Below are 16,153 nucleotides of genomic sequence, written 5' to 3' on the forward strand. Positions count from 1 at the left end.
GCGCTTCTGCCCCGATATATGGGGCCGCAAAATCAGGCTTCAAGGGCTGAAAACCATTGTCCCTACAAAAAAGTGCTGAATACTCATTCTTGAATGCGCTAAGAAAACTTTTCGATCAAGCAAATCGAGCTAAGGGCGGGCATTGTCAGGCCTGAACAAAACACTGTATAAATAACCAGACCTCAAGCCTGGGAGCTGCCTTTATGCTGGTGCACCTGTCCGTACATAACTACGCCATCGTTGAACATCTCGATCTCGAACTTGATCGCGGGATGAGCGTGATCACAGGGGAAACCGGCGCCGGCAAGTCGATCATGCTCGATGCCCTGGGCCTCACCCTGGGTGATCGCGCCGACAGCGGCGTGGTTCGCCCGGGCGCTGATAAAGCCGACATTCTTGCCACCTTCGATCTTGCTGATATCCCCGAAGCCAGCGCCTGGCTTGCCGAGCGCGATCTGGAAAACGACGGGCCGTGCATCCTGCGCCGGGTCATCACCTCGGAAGGTCGTTCGCGCGGTTATATCAACGGCACGCCCTGCCCGCTTGGCGACCTCAAAGCCCTCGGCGAGCTGCTGATCGATATCCACAGCCAACACGAACATCAATCGCTGCTGAAAACCGACACCCATCGCCGCCTGCTCGACGAATACGCCGGCGCGACCGATCTGGCGCGTCAGGTGCAACTGGCCGCACAGCGCTGGCGCCAGACTCGCCAGGAACTGGAGCGCCTTTCCAACTCCGGCGACGAACAGCGCGCACGTCATCAACTGCTCAGCTATCAGCTCGAAGAACTGGAAAACCTCGGTCTCGGCGAAAACGAACTGGAACAGCTGGAGCAGGAACACAAGAACCTGACCAACGCCGAAACCCTGCTGGGCATTTGTCGGCAAGTGGTCGAGCAGTGCAGCGAAAGCGATTCCGGCAATGTCCTGAATGCGCTGACCGCCAGCCTCAATCGTCTGTCCAGTGTGAACAGCTCGGTGGGTGCGCTGGGTGAAGCCAGCAGTTTGCTGACCAGTGCACAGATTCAGGTAGAAGAAGCAGTCGGCGAGCTCAATCGCTTCCTCGACAACTTCGATGCCGACCCGGCTCGCCTGCAATACCTGGAAGAGCGCCTCGACGCGATCTACACCCTGGCGCGCAAACACCGTATTCAGCCGACCGAAGTCGGCGAGATGCAGCAAAAGCTGCTCGATGAAATCGAAACCCTCAACGCCAACGATGAATCCATCGAGCGCCTGGGTGAAGAACTGGCGTCCTATGCCCGCCACTATCAAGAGAAAGCGCGCGAGCTGAGCGACCTTCGTCATCAAGCGGCCGGCAGCCTCGCCAGTGCGGTGGAGCAGGAAATCCAGCGCCTGGGCATGCCTGGCGGCCGATTCACCATCGAACTGAAAGCCAACAGCAGCGACGAGTTGCTGCCGAATGGTCTGGAACAGGTCGAACTGCTGGTCAGCGCCAACCCCGGTCAACCGCTCAAGGCGCTGGCAAAAGTTGCCTCCGGTGGTGAGCTGTCGCGGATCAGTCTGGCGATTCAGGTCATTACCGCCCAGACCTCCCGCGTGCCGACCCTGGTGTTCGACGAAGTGGACGTAGGTATTGGCGGCCCGACTGCCGAGATTGTCGGCCAGTTACTGCGCCGTCTCGGTGATCGCGGCCAGGTCCTGACCGTGACGCACTTGCCGCAAGTGGCGGCGCAAGGGCATCAGCATCTGTTCGTGCACAAGGTTCGCGACGAGAAGGCGACTCACACCGCTGTCGCCAAGCTCACAAAGAACGAGCGCATCGAAGAAGTCGCGCGCATGCTCGGCGGCATCGATCTGACCAAGGAATCCCTGGCTCACGCGAAAAAAATGGTGGTGACCGCCAAGGCGTAACAAGTAACAAATAGTAGAAAGCACGAAGGCGACCCTTGGGTCGCCTTCGTTCGTTTCGCGAATGTGAAATTCGCGCGACATGCTTACTTTTTCTTGCGTACGTACAGCACCAGGTTGTGATCAACCATCTCGAAGCCATGCTTCTCGACGATCGATTTCTGAAGCTTTTCGATTTCTTCGTCGAAGAATTCGATCACTTCACCCGATTCCACGTTGACCATATGGTCGTGGTGGCCACCGTCAGCCAGTTCGAAGACCGCGTGGCCGCCGTCGAAGTTGTGGCGGACCACGAGGCCGGCCGCTTCGAACTGGGTCAGTACACGGTAAACCGTGGCCAGACCGACGTCCTCACCAGCTTCCATCAACGCCTTGTAGACGTCCTCGGCACTCATGTGGCGCTGCTCGGTAGAGTCGAGCATTTGCAGGATCTTGACCCGTGGCAGGGTCACTTTGAGGCCGGCTTTGCGTAGTTCGCTATTTTCAACCATGGTCAGCTTTCTCGCGATGCTGCTTCGCAGCTTCTCTTAATGCGGGTATGATCGGCGTTTACGTTGTCCCAGCCAAGATAGTGGAAGTCGCCCACCGATGCAAAACACCAAGCTCTTGCTAACCAGTTTCACCTTTGTGGGACTGCTCGCACTCGCCGGTTGTTCATTCCCCGGGGTTTACAAAATCGACATCCAGCAGGGCAATGTCGTCACGCAGGACATGATAGACCAGTTACGCCCGGGAATGACCCGGCCGCAAGTACGGTTTATCATGGGCAACCCTCTGCTTGCCGACACGTTCCATGCCGATCGCTGGGATTATCTGTACAGCCTGCAACCGGGTGGCGGTGAACGCCAGCAGGAACGAATCAGCGTTATCTTCAACTCCAACGACCAGCTTGTCAGCCTGTCCGGTGACTTCATGCCCGGCGTGAGCCGTGATGAAGCCATTCTCGGCAAGGACAGCGGCACGACCGTGACCGCGCCTGCTGAAAACGCCGACAAGCCAGAAGCTGAAAAACCAGCCAAACCAGGCTCCTTGCTGGATCAGATCCAGAAGGACGTCGATGGTGTGGAAACCGTACCGGTTCCGACACCAGAGCCGCTGGACACCTCGCCGCAGTAATAGGCGAGACAATAAAAAAACCCGGACATTCCGGGTTTTTTATTGCCTGCCGTTTGGTCTGATCAAGAATTGCGTGCTTTGGCCTCGGCAGCCTTGGCCGCGCGCAAGCGTCGAACTTCTTTGGGATCAGCCAGCAGCGGTCGATAAATTTCGATCCGGTCGCCCGCCTGAACAGGGCGAGAATCCGCGTCAGCCACGACCTTGCCAAAAATCCCCAGCGGGCACTGCGCCAGATTCAACTCAGGAAACTCTGCCGCGATGCCCGATTCGTGCACCGCCGCCCGAACGCTGACGCCTTCAGCGACGCTGATCGTATGCAGAACCTGGCGATCAACCGCCGCGTACACGACTTCTATCTCGATCACCGGCTTAACCATGCATCTGCTTGGCGCGCTGGCAGAAAGCATCCACCAGTTGGTTTGCCGCCTGATTGAACAGCGGGCCCAACGTAGCGCGCACCAACGGCCCGGCATAATCGAACGACAGATCCAGACTGATCTTGCAGGCCTTTTCGTTCAGCGCCTTGAATACCCAGATGCCGTGCAACTGAGTGAACGGGCCTTCTTCGAGATTCATCTCGATCGACTGCCCCGGCACCAGCGTATTGCGCGTGACGAAATGCTGACTGAGGCCGCCCTTCGCTACGCCGACACTGGCGCGCATGTGTTCCGGGGAGCTTTCCAGCACTTCAGCCTCCGAGCACCACGGCAGAAACTCCGGGTACCGCGCGACGTCGTTGACCAGGTCGTAGAGAAACTGCGCCGGGTACGGCAGGAGCGCGGATCGTTGGATATGTGTCGTCATGTAAGCGTTACTTCCAGAGCTGAGCGGCAAAGACTACAAGAATGCCGATAGGCGCCACGTAGCGCATCAAGAACAGGGACAGGGCAAACAGAACCGGGTTACGGATGGACAATTCATCCCGCACCGCTTCACGCCCCATCACCCATCCCGCGAACAGCACGAAACACAAGCCACCGAGGGGCAACATGATCCGCGAGGTGAAGAAATCGATCACGCCGAAGAAGTCGAGACCGCTCTGCGCACCCCATTGATAGAGGCTGAACGCCCCGCCTTCGTTCACGAAAAACTTGGCTTCCTTCCAGATATTGAAAGAAAACACCGTGCCCAGACCAACGAACCAGCAGGTGAACGCAAGCCAGAACGTCACCCAGATGCGGCTGATTTTAGTGCGTTCAACCAGGTAAGCCACCATCGGTTCGAGTAGCGAAATAGCCGAACTCCAGGCTGCCACCGCGACCAGCACAAAGAACACCACGCCCATCAACTGGCCGAAAAAGACGTTACCAAAAGCAAACGGCAGGCTGACGAACATCAGCCCCGGGCCTTCGCTTGGGTTCAAGCCAGCAGCAAATACAATTGGAAACAATGCCAGACCGGCCACCAGCGATACGAAAGTATCCAACAGCGCAACGCCGACCACCGTGCCCGACAACGAGGTGTTCTTCGGCATGTAGGCGCCGTAGATCATGATGGAGCCGACGCCGACGCTCAGCGAAAAGAACGCGTGCCCCATCGCCGGCAGCAGACCGTCGAGGACTTTTTCCGGGTGGAAGTCGAACATGAAATGTACGCCCTCCATGAAATGCCCGGTGGTCATGCTGTAGCCCAGCAGCACCAGAATCATCACGAACAGCAGCGGCATCATGATTCGCAGGCTGCGCTCAAGCCCGGCGACCACGCCTTTGGCGATCACGAAGGCCGACAGCAGCATGAAAATCGTGTGCCAAAGTGTCAGGCGCCATGGATTGGAGATGACATTGCCGAAATAGGCGCCGACCTGATCGGCCGTCGCGCCCTGGAAATCACCACGGCCCATGTCGACGATGTAATCCAGCGACCAGCCGCCGACCACACTGTAGAAAGACAGAATCAGCAGGGCCGTGATCATCCCGGCGAACGCGCCCCACGACCATTTCGCCGAGTGTCCGGCTTCCTGTGCCAGCACCTTCAGGGCATTCGCCGGACTTTGCCGGGCGCGCCGGCCGATCAGGGTTTCCGCGAGCATGACCGGGACACCGATGAGCGCAATACACGCCAGGAACATCAGCACGAAAGCGCCGCCGCCGTAGACCCCGACCATGTAGGGGAACTTCCAGATACTACCCAGTCCCACGGCCGAACCGGTCGCGGCGAGTATGAATACCCAGCGGCTAGCCCAACTGCCGTGGACAGAAACCTTGTCTGTCGACATCGTTTATCACGCCCAAGCGTTAGAAAAAGAGGCCGCATTGTCCGGGATTCACTCAACCTGCTCAAGCACGCAGCAACACCGTAGCCGACAGCCGAACAACTCCATATAATGCCGCCCCTATGGCTAAACAGAAGAAACACCCAACAGGGACCATCGCGCAGAACAAAAAGGCGCGACACGATTACTTCATCGAGCACAAGTTCGAGGCTGGTCTGGTCCTGGCCGGCTGGGAAGTAAAAAGTCTGCGGGCGAGCAAGTTGCAGCTGGTCGACAGCTACGTGCTGCTCAAGGACGGCGAAGCATGGTTGCTCGGCAGCCACATCACGCCGTTGATGACCGCAAGCACCCACGTCATCGCCGACCCGGTGCGCACACGCAAACTGCTGCTCAACCGCCGCGAGCTGGACAAGCTTGCCGCCGCCGTGCAGCAAAAGGGTTACGCCTGCGTCTGCCTGTCCTGGTACTGGAGCAAGCACATGGTCAAGTGCGAAATCGCTCTGGGCAAGGGCAAGAAGGAATACGACAAGCGCGACACCGAGCGCGAGCGCGATGCCGGGCGTGAATTGCAGCGTGCGGTGCGCAACAAGGGCAAGGAAGATTAGTTTTCCACCCTGATCGTTCCCACGCTCTGCGTGGGAAGGCATCCCGTGACGCTCCGCGTCACAACGCGGATGCAGAGCGTCCATTGCTGTATTCCCACGCAGAGCGTGGGAACGATCGTTTGCAGAACTAACGGACTACATCCCCTTGCGCCGCTCCGCCCGAGCCATGCGCTGCACCTCCTGACGTACCTCTTCCAGCACTTCCTGCACATACAGAATATGTCGGCTGGACACTTCCCGCGCCTGCTCGGCACGCCCTTCGATAATCGCCAGATACAATTCCCGATGCTGCGAGATCAGCATGTCGCGGGTTTCCGTACGCTGTTTGTACATGCCGCCGATGTTGGTCACAACGTTGCGCTTGAGCAGATCGAACAAGCCGCGAATCGTATGCAGCAACACCGCGTTATGGCTGGCCTCGGCAATCGCCAGATGAAACTTCGCATCCGCCGCGCCCTCTTCCGCCCGGCTGACTTCTTCATGGCGCGAGTAGCAATCCTGCAGCTCTTCGAACGCAGCGGTCAGGCGCTCGCGATCAACATCGGTGGCGCGCAATGCGGCGTAGTAGGCGCACGATGCCTCCAGGGTGTGCCGGAATTCGAGCAAATCACGTTGCGCTTCGGGATTGCTTTCAAGCAATTGCAGCAGCGGATCGCTGAACGTCGAACCCAGGCCTTCCACCACATAATTGCCGCCGCCCTGGCGACTGACCAACAAACCTTTGGCCGCCAGTTTCTGAATCGCCTCGCGCAACGACGGGCGTGATACGCCAAATTGTTCGGCCAGCGTGCGCTCGGCCGGCAACCGCTCGCCCGACTTCAGCGTGCCCTCAAGGATCATCCCTTCGAGGCGCTCGACAATATCGTCAGACAAACGGCGCTGACGTATCTGATCAAAGCCCATAACTCATTTCTCCACGATCCCGACCGCTCGCCGGGGTGTCTATTCTGGCCTATCCGCGCGCCGCCGACACCTGCCAGACGCCACTTCGCCAAAGCGGATCAGTTGCGCTCTGCACCGCATCTTCGACGAAAGTTTCAGAGCGGCAAATTGACACACCGCCACCAAGGCTTTTACCCTAGCCGACAGCGCTTGTAAATTGGTCTTACCAGTTATCCAAGATTGCTCACAGTGCCTGACCAACAACAATTAGGGGCCACCCCACTATGCAAACCTGGCAACAGCTCTACAGCCCGCTCGGCAGTCTTGGCGTCTCCGCTCTCGCGGCCGTCATTCCCATCGTGTTCTTCTTTCTCGCCCTGGCGGTGTTCCGCCTCAAAGGCCATGTGGCCGGCAGCATCACCCTCGCGCTTTCGATTGCCGTGGCGATTTTCGCCTTCCAGATGCCAGTGGACATGGCCTTCGCTGCCGCTGGTTACGGTTTCGCCTATGGCCTGTGGCCGATTGCCTGGATCATTGTCGCGGCGGTGTTCCTCTACAAACTGACGGTGAAAAGCGGTCAGTTCGAGGTCATCCGCAGCTCGGTCCTTTCGATCACCGATGACCAGCGATTGCAGGTGTTGCTGATCGGTTTCTGCTTCGGCGCCTTTCTGGAAGGTGCCGCCGGTTTCGGCGCGCCGGTCGCGATTACTGCCGCACTTCTTGTAGGACTGGGCTTCAACCCGCTGTACGCCGCCGGCCTGTGCCTGATCGCCAACACCGCGCCGGTAGCGTTCGGCGCGCTGGGGATTCCGATCATCGTGGCGGGCCAGGTCACTGGCATCGACGCCTTCAAGATCGGCGCCATGACCGGTCGCCAGCTGCCACTGCTGTCGCTGTTCGTGCCGTTCTGGCTGGTGTTCATGATGGACGGCCTGCGCGGCGTGCGCGAAACCTGGCCCGCCGCGCTGGTGGCAGGCTTGAGTTTCGCCATCACCCAATACTTCACTTCCAACTTCATCGGCCCGGAACTGCCGGACATCACTTCGGCGCTGGCCAGCCTGATTTCCCTGACCCTGTTCCTCAAGGTCTGGCAACCGCGCCGTGCCGCCGGCCAGCACATCGTTGGCGCTGTATCCGCTTCAGTGGTCAGCGCCAGCGTCGGCGGTTTCGGCCAGAAGCGCACCACCGAGGCTTCGCCCTACAGCCTCGGGGAAATTTTCAAGGCGTGGTCGCCGTTCCTGATCCTCACTGTGCTGGTGACGATCTGGACGCTGAAGCCTTTCAAAGCCATGTTCGCTGCCGGCGGCTCGATGTACAGCTGGGTGTTCAACTTCGCGATTCCGCACCTTGATCAACTGGTGATCAAGACTGCGCCGATCGTGGCCAATCCGACCGCGATTCCAGCGGTGTTCAAACTTGACCCGATTTCCGCCACCGGCACGGCGATTTTCTTCTCCGCGCTGATTTCGATGCTGGTGCTGAAGATCAATTTTAAAACTGGTCTGACCACTTTGAAAGAGACCTTCTACGAACTGCGCTGGCCAATCCTGTCGATCGGCATGGTGCTGGCGTTCGCCTTTGTCACCAACTACTCCGGCATGTCCTCGACCATGGCCCTGGTGCTGGCGGGTACTGGCGCCGCGTTCCCGTTCTTCTCGCCGTTCCTCGGTTGGCTGGGCGTGTTCCTCACCGGTTCGGATACTTCGTCGAACGCGCTGTTCAGTTCGTTGCAAGCGACCACCGCACACCAGATCGGCGTCAACGACACTTTGCTGGTGGCGGCCAATACCAGCGGCGGCGTGACCGGCAAGATGATCTCGCCGCAATCGATCGCCGTGGCCTGCGCCGCGACCGGTCTGGTCGGCAAGGAATCGGATCTGTTCCGCTTCACCCTCAAGCACAGCCTATTCTTTGCAACGATCGTCGGTTTGATCACCTTGGCTCAGGCCTACTGGTTCACCGGCATGCTGGTGCACTAAACCTACAAGACGCCTACAAGAAAGACGGAAATAACCGACGCCGGCCCGTGATCCGGCGTCAGCAATTCACCACCGGGTCTGTAAGGCTGCTGAAAGCAATGCGCTTTATATTCGGCAGCCGCAGCAGACGGATAACCGGGCCCACCCGGAGACACGCCTGATGAGCGAGCTTTTTTACAACGCTGTGCCGAACGCGACCCGCGTGGCACCGCCACTGCCCGAACCTCGGCAATACCCCAGCGAGAAACCGTCGCGGGTCTACCTGTTCGGCACGTGTGTGGTCGACCTGTTCTACCCCGAAGCCGGGATGGACGCGATCCATCTGCTGGAGCGCGAAGGGATCCGGGTCGAGTATCCGCAAGGGCAGAGCTGCTGCGGCCAACCGGCCTACACCTCGGGTTACACCGAGCAGGCGCGGACGGTAGCGCGCTCGCAATTGGCGTTGTTTGCCGGGGACTATCCGGTGGTGGTTCCCTCGGGTTCCTGCGCCGGCATGCTGCGCGAGCATTACGCCGACTTGTTCAAGGACGAGCCGGAAACGTTGAAACAGGTGCAGGCCCTTGCGGCTCGCACTTACGAACTGGCCGAGTTTCTGCTGTTCGTCTGCAAGGTGCAGCTCAAGGACAGCGGCGAACCGGTGAAAGTCGCGCTGCACACCTCGTGTTCGGCACGCCGCGAAATGAACACCCACCTGCACGGCCGCGAGTTGTTGGCGCAGTTGAGCAATGTGGAACGGGTCAATCACGACCACGAAAGCGAATGCTGTGGCTTCGGTGGGACATTCAGCGTCCGTATGCCAGATATTTCCGGCGCGATGGTGGCTGACAAGACCCGCGCGCTGAAGGAGTCCGGCGCGCACAAGGTACTGAGTGCCGACTGCGGCTGTTTGATGAACATCAACGGCGCGCTGGAGAAACAGCAGCAAGCGTTACGCGGGCAACATCTGGCGAGCTTCCTCTGGCAGCGAACCGGAGGTGCGCAATGAGCACCTCAACGATTATTCCTACGGTCGCCGTAGAAGAAGATTTCCGCACCCGGGCACACAATGCCCTGGGTGATCAGCAGCTGCGGAACAACTTCCGCACTGCCATGGATTCACTGATGACCAAGCGGGCAGCGGCTTTCAGCGATGCCCACGAAAGAGAACACTTGCGCGCACTGGGCAATTCGATCAAGGCCCGCGCGCTGTCCAAGTTGCCCGACCTGCTCGAGCAACTGGAACAGAACCTGACCCGCAACGGTGTGACAGTGCACTGGGCGGAAACGGTGGACGAGGCCAATGGCATCGTCTTATCGATCATCCGCGCTCACGAGGCGCGGCAAGTGATCAAGGGCAAATCGATGGTCAGCGAAGAGATGGAGATGAACCATTTCCTCGAGGCTCGGGACATTGAATGTCTGGAGTCCGACATGGGGGAGTACATCGTCCAGCTCGACCACGAGAAGCCTTCACACATCATTATGCCGGCGATCCACAAGAATGCCGGTCAGGTCGCGTCCTTGTTCCACGACAAACTTGGCGTGGAATACACCAAGGACGTTGACCAACTCATTCAGATCGGTCGCAGGGTCCTGCGGCAGAAATTCTTCGAAGCCGACATCGGCGTCTCCGGCGTCAACTTCGCCGTCGCCGAAACCGGCACCCTGCTGCTGGTGGAAAACGAAGGCAACGGGCGCATGACCACAACCGTGCCGCCGGTGCATATCGCGGTCACCGGCATCGAAAAAGTCGTGGAAAACCTGCGCGACGTGGTGCCGCTGCTGTCACTGTTGACGCGCTCGGCGCTGGGCATTCCGATCACCACTTACGTCAACATGATCTCTGGCCCGCGCAAGGAACATGAACTCGACGGCCCGCAGGAAGTGCATCTGGTGTTGCTCGACAACGGTCGCAGCCAGGCCTTCGCCGACAGTGAATTGCGCCAGACCCTGAACTGCATCCGCTGCGGCGCCTGCATGAATCACTGCCCGGTGTACACCCGAGTGGGCGGCCACACTTATGGCGAGGTCTATCCGGGGCCGATCGGCAAAATCATCACCCCGCACATGGTCGGTCTGGCCAAGGTTCCGGACCACCCGAGCGCGTCATCATTGTGCGGCGCCTGCGGTGAAGTCTGCCCGGTGAAGATACCGATCCCGGCCATCCTGCGCCGTCTGCGTGAGGAAAACGTCAAAGCTCCGGACGCGCCGAATCAGGTGATGCGCGGTCAGGGCAGCAAATATTCGCGCAAGGAGCGCTTCATCTGGAACGCCTGGGCCAGACTCAACAGCTCGCCGACGCTGTACCGCTTGTTCGCTTTTTTCGCCACGCGCCTGCGCGCCCTTACGCCGAGCAATGTCGGCCCATGGACGCAAAACCACAGCGCACCAAAACCGGCCGCGCGTTCGCTGCATGACATGGCCCGCGAGCATCTGGCCAAACAGGGAGAGCGTCGATGAGCGCCAAGCAAAATATCCTCGGCAAGCTGCGGAAAAGTCTGACCGGCACCACGCCAATTGCCGACAACTTCGATGTCGATCTGGTCACCCAGCCCTACACCTACAGCGCCGAGCAACGCATCCCGCAACTGCGCAAACTGATGGAGGCGGTGCACACCGAAATCCACCTGACCTCGGGCGCCGAGTGGCCGGCATTACTGGCGCAACTGCTGCGCGACCGCCAATTGCCGAGCCTGCTGATCGCACCGACCACACCGCACGGACAACGCATCGCACAGCACTGGGCGAACAATCCCGAGCTGCCAGAACTGAAGTCCTACGACCGGCCCATGGAAGAGTGGAAAGCCGAGCTGTTCAACGACACCCCGGCCAGCCTCACTGGCACCCTCGGTGCGATCGCCGCGACCGGCAGCCTGATCATCTGGCCTACCCGTGAGGAACCGCGCTTGATGAGCCTGGTGCCGCCGGTGCATTTCGCCCTGCTCAAGGCCAGCGAAATCCGCGACAACTTCTATCAAGTGCAACAAGAATTCGAATGGGCGCAAGGCATGCCGACCAACGCGCTGCTGGTCTCCGGCCCGTCGAAAACCGCCGATATTGAACAGGTGCTGGCGTATGGCGCGCATGGCCCGAAAGATCTGGTCGTGCTGATTCTGGAGGATCAATGAGTCTTCCTGCTGCTTTCCTGCGTGATGCCGAGCAACTGATTCCAGCAGACCGGCGTTTCGACGACCCGCTGTCGACCCTGGCCTTCGGCACCGACGCCAGTTTCTATCGACTGATTCCGAAACTGGTGATCCGCGTCGAGTCTGAAGACGAAGTCGTGGCGCTGCTGCAACTGGCCCAGCGCGAAAAGGTGCCGGTCACCTTCCGCGCCGCCGGCACCAGCCTGTCCGGGCAGGCGATCAGCGACTCGGTGCTGATCGTGCTTGGAGATAACTGGAACGCCCGCGAGATTCGCGGCCAAGGCACGCAGATCCGCCTGCAACCAGGGGTGATCGGCGCGCAGGCCAATGCCTGGCTGGCACCGTTCGGGCGCAAGATCGGCCCGGACCCGGCGTCGATCAATGCCTGCAAGATCGGCGGCATCGTCGCCAACAACGCCAGCGGCATGTGCTGTGGTACTGCGCAGAATACCTATCACACCTTGGCCGGGATTCGCTTGGTGCTGGCCGACGGCACGCGCCTCGACAGCGAAGACCCTGCCAGCGTCGCGGCATTTCGCTCCAGCCACGGCGACCTGCTCGAACGCTTGGCGACATTAGGCCGCGAGACCCGCGCCAACACCGAACTGGCCGCAAGAATTCGCCACAAATACCGTCTGAAAAATACCACCGGCCTGTCGCTCAATGCCCTGGTGGATTTCGACGAGCCTGTGGATATCCTGAGCCACCTGCTGGTCGGCTCCGAAGGCACGCTCGGCTTCATCAGCGCGGTGACTTACGACACCGTCATCGATCACCCGAACAAGGCCTCGGCGCTGATCGTGTTCCCCGATGTCGAAACCTGCTGCAACGCGGTCACCGTGCTGAAAAGCCAACCGGTATCCGCCGTGGAACTGCTCGACCGACGCAGTCTGCGCTCGGTGCAAGACAAAAAAGGCATGCCCGCTTTCGTACAGCAGCTGTCGGAAAATGCCTGCGCGCTGCTCATCGAATCCCGCGCGGCTTCGTCAACATTGCTGCAGGAACAACTGGCGCAAATCATGGCGTCCCTGCGCGATTTCCCCGTCGAGAAGCACGTCGACTTCACTGAAGACCCGGTGGAAAACGCCCGCCTCTGGGCCATCCGCAAAGACACCTTCCCCGCCGTCGGCGCCGTGCGCAAAACCGGCACCACGGTAATCATCGAAGACGTGACCTTCCCGGTCGAACAACTGGCGGTCGGCGTCAATCGCCTGATCGAGCTGTTCGACAAACATGCCTACGACGAAGCGATCCTTTTCGGACACGCACTGGAAGGCAATCTGCACTTCGTCTTCACCCAAGGCTTCAACAGCCTGGAAGAAATCGCACGCTACCAAGCGTTCATGGACGATGTCGCGCAACTGGTCGCCGTGGAGTTCGGCGGCTCGCTGAAGGCCGAACACGGCACCGGCCGCAACATGGCGCCGTTCGTGGAGCTGGAATGGGGCAGCGACGCCTATCAACTGATGTGGCAGCTCAAACGCCTGCTCGACCCCAACGGCATTCTCAATCCGGACGTGGTGCTCAGCGAAGATCCGCAGATCCACCTCAAGCACCTGAAACCGCTGCCGGCGGCGGACGAGATTGTGGATAAGTGCATCGAGTGCGGTTTTTGCGAACCGGTCTGCCCATCGAAAGGCCTGACCCTGAGCCCGCGCCAGCGCATCGTCATCTGGCGTGATATCCAGGCGAAAAAGCGCGCCGGCGTCGACACCACCGAACTGGAAAAAGCCTTCGACTACCAAGGCATCGACACCTGCGCCGCGACCGGTCTGTGCGCGCAACGCTGCCCTGTAGGCATCAACACCGGCGAACTGGTGAAAAAGCTCCGTGGCCGACACGCCACGCATCAGAAAACCGCTGACTGGATCGAAGGAAATTTCGGCAAGACCCTGCAAGGCGCGCGCTTCACCCTGCACGTCGCCAACGGCGCGCGGATGATGCTCGGGGCGCCGCGTCTGGCGAAGTTGTCGGCGACGCTGACGCGCTTGTCCAAAGGCCAGGTGCCGCTGTGGACCAACGCCATGCCCCAACCGGAAAAAGCCATTCGCTTCAGCCCGAGCGTTTCGGACGAGCGCCCGCGTGTGGTCTATCTGGCAGCTTGCGTCTCGCGGGTCATGGGTCCGGCGGCGGGCGACAAAGAACAGATGTCGCTGTACGACAAAACCCGTGGCCTGCTGGAAAAGGCCGGTTACCAGGTAGTCTTTCCCGACAATCAGGACAACCTCTGCTGCGGCCAGCCATTCGCCTCCAAAGGCTACGCCGAACAGGCCGAGCACAAGCGCCAGGAACTGATCAGCGCCCTGCTCCACGCCAGTCGCGGCGGCCTCGATCCGATCTATTGCGACACCAGCCCGTGTACGTTACGGCTGGTTCAGGACATCGGCGAAACACGACTGGATCTGTACGATCCGGTGCGCTTCATCCGTACGCATTTGCTGGATCGTCTGGACTTCACACCCCAGGAAGCGCCGATTGCCGTGCACGTGACCTGCAGCACTCAACACTTGGGCGAAAGCCAGGCGCTGATCGATCTGGCGCGCAAATGCAGCAACACCGTGGTGATTCCTGAAGGCATACATTGCTGCGGATTTGCCGGCGACAAAGGCTTCACCACACCGGAGCTGAACAGCCATTCGCTGCGTACGCTCAAGGACGCCGTGCAGCACTGCAGCGAGGGAATATCCACCAGCCGCACCTGCGAAATCGGCCTGACCCAACACGGTGGCATCGACTACCACGGGCTGGTTTATCTGGTGGATCGGGTGACACAGGCCAAAGTCTGCTGAACAAAAATCAGAACCCTTGAGCGAGGCGGTAGTCCACTGCACATGCCCCGGACCATTCGGGGCCTGTTCAACGGTCAGCGAAGTCTGAACCCTCAGTTCAAGGAGATACACATGAACCGCTCTGTAATGTTAGGTCTGTTTGTCACTGCCTCGATGATGGCGTCCACTTCGTTCGCCGCTGAAAAACCCGCCGATTTGTGCGATGCCAATCTGCAGAGAATCGATAGCGCCAAGACTCAATACCAGACGTCACCGGATCTGAATGCGCGCGTCTCGGCCAGTGTCAGCAAAGCCCGCGCCCTGAAAGCACAAGGCAAGATTGACGACTGCCTCGCTGAAACCCAGCAAACCCTGCTGGACATTCAAAACGCTACCGGTGACACCAAAAAATGATTCATGCGCCGACCTTTTACAGGTCGGCTGCATCGACACCTGGTCGACCGATCTGGCCATTTGACATTCGTTGCAAATAAAACCGAATTCCTGCGCAGCGAAGCGGTCAACCAGACAGGTCCTATACTGACCTCGCTTGTCTTGACCTCGGCATCGCGGCCAGACCGTCCGGCAGCACCGAGCCCCCATCGTTCAAGGAGATACCCATGAAGCATTCTGCAATTGCTGGATTGTTTATCACTGGTGCACTTCTGGCCTCGCCGGTGTTCGCGGCCGACAAAGACCTTTGTGCCGGGAATCTTCAAAGCATCAAAGACTTCGTCACCAGCCAGCCGTCCCTTCCTGAAAGCTCCATGAATAACATCAAGGAAGCACAGGAAAAAGCCACTGCGGCCCAGGCGTCCGGCAACGATAAGGAATGCATCGAGGTTACCAACGGCATCATCAGCAAGATGCAGATCCGTAACCCGACGCGTAACTGATGTCGCGCAGGCCAACCTTCGGGTTGGCCTGCCAAGCGTTTTGACGTACACTGTGCACGCTTGTTGCCCGAACAGATTCACCGGGCAATGAGTTCGGGGCCGTTTAGGATTCGACGCCGGTTGCGAAACTCTAGGTGCATGCCGACTTGGTAACAGAAGTCGTAAATCCACTGTTGCAACTACTTATAGTTGCCAATGACGACCAATACGGTGTTGCTCTCGCTGCTTAATTGCAGCTGACAATGCTCCTGGTACCTTCGGGTCCAGCAATCATCAGGGGATGTCTGTAAACCCGAAATGATTGTCATATAGAACAGAATCGCCGTGCAGTACGTTGTGGACGAAGCGGCTAAAACTTACACAACTCGCCCAAAGCACCCTGCCCGTCGGGTCGCTGAGGGTTAACTTAATAGACACGGCTACGCATGTAGTACCGACAGCGGAGTACTGGCGGACGGGGGTTCAAATCCCCCCGGCTCCACCAACTCTCAACGACAAAGCCCGCCCAGTGCGGGCTTTGTCGCATCTGGGGTTAGTCGAATGGCCGCCCATTTCCTTCACATTCTCAAGCCTGCCGGTGGCTGTGAATGTTCGAAGCGTACTAAGAGGACGCTGGGGGCTGCGGCACCGCTTTGGCTCATCTCCAATTTAACGAAACCAGTTTGGCTGTAAGGCGAGTGCGCTTGTGTGATAGCA

At 59.3% G+C, this 16,153-nt stretch carries 15 protein-coding genes and 1 other RNA gene; 11 read left to right on the forward strand and 5 right to left on the reverse strand.

Translation table 11 applies throughout. From position 1 onward, the window contains the following. Nucleotides 1-203 precede the first annotated feature (203 nt). Nucleotides 204-1,877, forward strand: coding sequence for a DNA repair protein RecN (gene recN, locus ACYSTU_RS24475; RefSeq protein ID WP_016771769.1), 1,674 nt, complete (start codon nt 204-206; stop codon nt 1,875-1,877). Nucleotides 1,878-1,960: 83 nt separating this feature from the next. On the opposite strand, the gene fur is transcribed toward recN, so the two are convergent. Further along, nucleotides 1,961-2,365 carry a ferric iron uptake transcriptional regulator gene (gene fur, locus ACYSTU_RS24480; protein ID WP_016771770.1) on the reverse strand — a complete coding sequence of 135 codons (405 nt, stop codon included), beginning with the start codon at nt 2,363-2,365 and terminating at the stop codon, nt 1,961-1,963. 97 nt (nt 2,366-2,462) lie between these two features. Between fur and ACYSTU_RS24485 the strand changes: the two genes are divergently transcribed. Then, a complete protein-coding gene (locus tag ACYSTU_RS24485) occupies nt 2,463-2,990 on the forward strand; it encodes an outer membrane protein assembly factor BamE (protein ID WP_016771771.1) in 528 nt (175 codons plus the stop codon). Nucleotides 2,991-3,052: 62 nt separating this feature from the next. Here ACYSTU_RS24485 and ACYSTU_RS24490 read toward each other — a convergent pair whose 3' ends face one another. Genes ACYSTU_RS24490 through ACYSTU_RS24500 form a run of 3 tightly spaced genes read right to left on the reverse strand, consistent with a single transcriptional unit; the run spans nt 3,053 to nt 5,205 of the window. Continuing rightward, complete coding sequence (locus ACYSTU_RS24490; protein ID WP_125917886.1) at nt 3,053-3,367, reverse strand: RnfH family protein; 315 nt, start codon at nt 3,365-3,367, stop codon at nt 3,053-3,055. Further along, a complete protein-coding gene (locus ACYSTU_RS24495) occupies nt 3,360-3,794 on the reverse strand; it encodes a type II toxin-antitoxin system RatA family toxin (RefSeq protein WP_016771773.1) in 435 nt (144 codons plus the stop codon). The genes ACYSTU_RS24490 and ACYSTU_RS24495 overlap by 8 nt, the downstream gene beginning before the upstream one ends. A gap of 7 nt (nt 3,795-3,801) precedes the next feature. After that, nucleotides 3,802-5,205, reverse strand: coding sequence for a sodium-dependent transporter (locus tag ACYSTU_RS24500; protein WP_186568016.1), 1,404 nt, complete (start codon nt 5,203-5,205; stop codon nt 3,802-3,804). A 119-nt stretch (nt 5,206-5,324) separates the two neighbouring features. On the opposite strand from ACYSTU_RS24500, the gene smpB reads away from it, so the two are divergent. After that, entirely contained in the window at nt 5,325-5,807 is a 483-nt protein-coding gene (smpB, locus tag ACYSTU_RS24505) for an SsrA-binding protein SmpB (RefSeq protein WP_007953781.1), read from the forward strand. Nucleotides 5,808-5,942: 135 nt separating this feature from the next. On the opposite strand, the gene ACYSTU_RS24510 is transcribed toward smpB, so the two are convergent. Further along, complete coding sequence (locus ACYSTU_RS24510; protein WP_016771775.1) at nt 5,943-6,710, reverse strand: FCD domain-containing protein; 768 nt, start codon at nt 6,708-6,710, stop codon at nt 5,943-5,945. A 263-nt stretch (nt 6,711-6,973) separates the two neighbouring features. On the opposite strand from ACYSTU_RS24510, the gene ACYSTU_RS24515 reads away from it, so the two are divergent. The 8 genes from ACYSTU_RS24515 to ssrA all read left to right on the forward strand — a co-directional run bounded on the left by ACYSTU_RS24515 (nt 6,974) and on the right by ssrA (nt 15,941). After that, nucleotides 6,974-8,668: a lactate permease LctP family transporter gene (locus ACYSTU_RS24515; RefSeq protein WP_499002093.1), complete on the forward strand. Its 1,695-nt coding sequence runs from the start codon at nt 6,974-6,976 to the stop codon at nt 8,666-8,668. A gap of 160 nt (nt 8,669-8,828) precedes the next feature. Beyond that, nucleotides 8,829-9,653, forward strand: a complete 825-nt coding sequence (locus ACYSTU_RS24520) for a (Fe-S)-binding protein (RefSeq protein WP_016771777.1) — start codon at nt 8,829-8,831, stop codon at nt 9,651-9,653. Beyond that, nucleotides 9,650-11,107 carry a LutB/LldF family L-lactate oxidation iron-sulfur protein gene (locus ACYSTU_RS24525; protein ID WP_041477924.1) on the forward strand — a complete coding sequence of 486 codons (1,458 nt, stop codon included), beginning with the start codon at nt 9,650-9,652 and terminating at the stop codon, nt 11,105-11,107. Before ACYSTU_RS24520 ends, ACYSTU_RS24525 begins: the two co-directional genes overlap by 4 nt. Continuing rightward, the gene (locus ACYSTU_RS24530) at nt 11,104-11,775 is read left to right on the forward strand and encodes a LutC/YkgG family protein (protein ID WP_499002098.1); all 672 of its coding nucleotides are present in this window, start codon (nt 11,104-11,106) and stop codon (nt 11,773-11,775) included. Before ACYSTU_RS24525 ends, ACYSTU_RS24530 begins: the two co-directional genes overlap by 4 nt. After that, nucleotides 11,772-14,582 carry an FAD-binding and (Fe-S)-binding domain-containing protein gene (locus tag ACYSTU_RS24535; RefSeq protein WP_499002101.1) on the forward strand — a complete coding sequence of 937 codons (2,811 nt, stop codon included), beginning with the start codon at nt 11,772-11,774 and terminating at the stop codon, nt 14,580-14,582. The genes ACYSTU_RS24530 and ACYSTU_RS24535 overlap by 4 nt, the downstream gene beginning before the upstream one ends. Before the next feature lie 111 nt (nt 14,583-14,693). After that, complete coding sequence (locus ACYSTU_RS24540) at nt 14,694-14,975, forward strand: PA2433 domain-containing protein (RefSeq protein WP_016771780.1); 282 nt, start codon at nt 14,694-14,696, stop codon at nt 14,973-14,975. 206 nt (nt 14,976-15,181) lie between these two features. Then, complete coding sequence (locus ACYSTU_RS24545; protein ID WP_016771781.1) at nt 15,182-15,457, forward strand: PA2433 domain-containing protein; 276 nt, start codon at nt 15,182-15,184, stop codon at nt 15,455-15,457. A gap of 95 nt (nt 15,458-15,552) precedes the next feature. Beyond that, nucleotides 15,553-15,941: a transfer-messenger RNA gene (gene ssrA / locus ACYSTU_RS24550) on the forward strand. The last annotated feature ends 212 nt before the right edge of the window (nt 15,942-16,153 follow it).

Source organism: Pseudomonas glycinis, from assembly GCF_054871425.1.

What these genes read in the sequence shown, in the direction of transcription:
- recN (WP_016771769.1), top strand. Translation starts at nt 204, where the DNA reads ATGCTGGTGCACCTGTCCGTACATAACTACGCCATCGTTGAACATCTC.
- fur (WP_016771770.1), bottom strand. Translation starts at nt 2,365, where the DNA reads ATGGTTGAAAATAGCGAACTACGCAAAGCCGGCCTCAAAGTGACCCTG.
- ACYSTU_RS24485 (WP_016771771.1), top strand. Translation starts at nt 2,463, where the DNA reads ATGCAAAACACCAAGCTCTTGCTAACCAGTTTCACCTTTGTGGGACTG.
- ACYSTU_RS24490 (WP_125917886.1), bottom strand. Translation starts at nt 3,367, where the DNA reads ATGGTTAAGCCGGTGATCGAGATAGAAGTCGTGTACGCGGCGGTTGAT.
- ACYSTU_RS24495 (WP_016771773.1), bottom strand. Translation starts at nt 3,794, where the DNA reads ATGACGACACATATCCAACGATCCGCGCTCCTGCCGTACCCGGCGCAG.
- ACYSTU_RS24500 (WP_186568016.1), bottom strand. Translation starts at nt 5,205, where the DNA reads ATGTCGACAGACAAGGTTTCTGTCCACGGCAGTTGGGCTAGCCGCTGG.
- smpB (WP_007953781.1), top strand. Translation starts at nt 5,325, where the DNA reads ATGGCTAAACAGAAGAAACACCCAACAGGGACCATCGCGCAGAACAAA.
- ACYSTU_RS24510 (WP_016771775.1), bottom strand. Translation starts at nt 6,710, where the DNA reads ATGGGCTTTGATCAGATACGTCAGCGCCGTTTGTCTGACGATATTGTC.
- ACYSTU_RS24515 (WP_499002093.1), top strand. Translation starts at nt 6,974, where the DNA reads ATGCAAACCTGGCAACAGCTCTACAGCCCGCTCGGCAGTCTTGGCGTC.
- ACYSTU_RS24520 (WP_016771777.1), top strand. Translation starts at nt 8,829, where the DNA reads ATGAGCGAGCTTTTTTACAACGCTGTGCCGAACGCGACCCGCGTGGCA.
- ACYSTU_RS24525 (WP_041477924.1), top strand. Translation starts at nt 9,650, where the DNA reads ATGAGCACCTCAACGATTATTCCTACGGTCGCCGTAGAAGAAGATTTC.
- ACYSTU_RS24530 (WP_499002098.1), top strand. Translation starts at nt 11,104, where the DNA reads ATGAGCGCCAAGCAAAATATCCTCGGCAAGCTGCGGAAAAGTCTGACC.
- ACYSTU_RS24535 (WP_499002101.1), top strand. Translation starts at nt 11,772, where the DNA reads ATGAGTCTTCCTGCTGCTTTCCTGCGTGATGCCGAGCAACTGATTCCA.
- ACYSTU_RS24540 (WP_016771780.1), top strand. Translation starts at nt 14,694, where the DNA reads ATGAACCGCTCTGTAATGTTAGGTCTGTTTGTCACTGCCTCGATGATG.
- ACYSTU_RS24545 (WP_016771781.1), top strand. Translation starts at nt 15,182, where the DNA reads ATGAAGCATTCTGCAATTGCTGGATTGTTTATCACTGGTGCACTTCTG.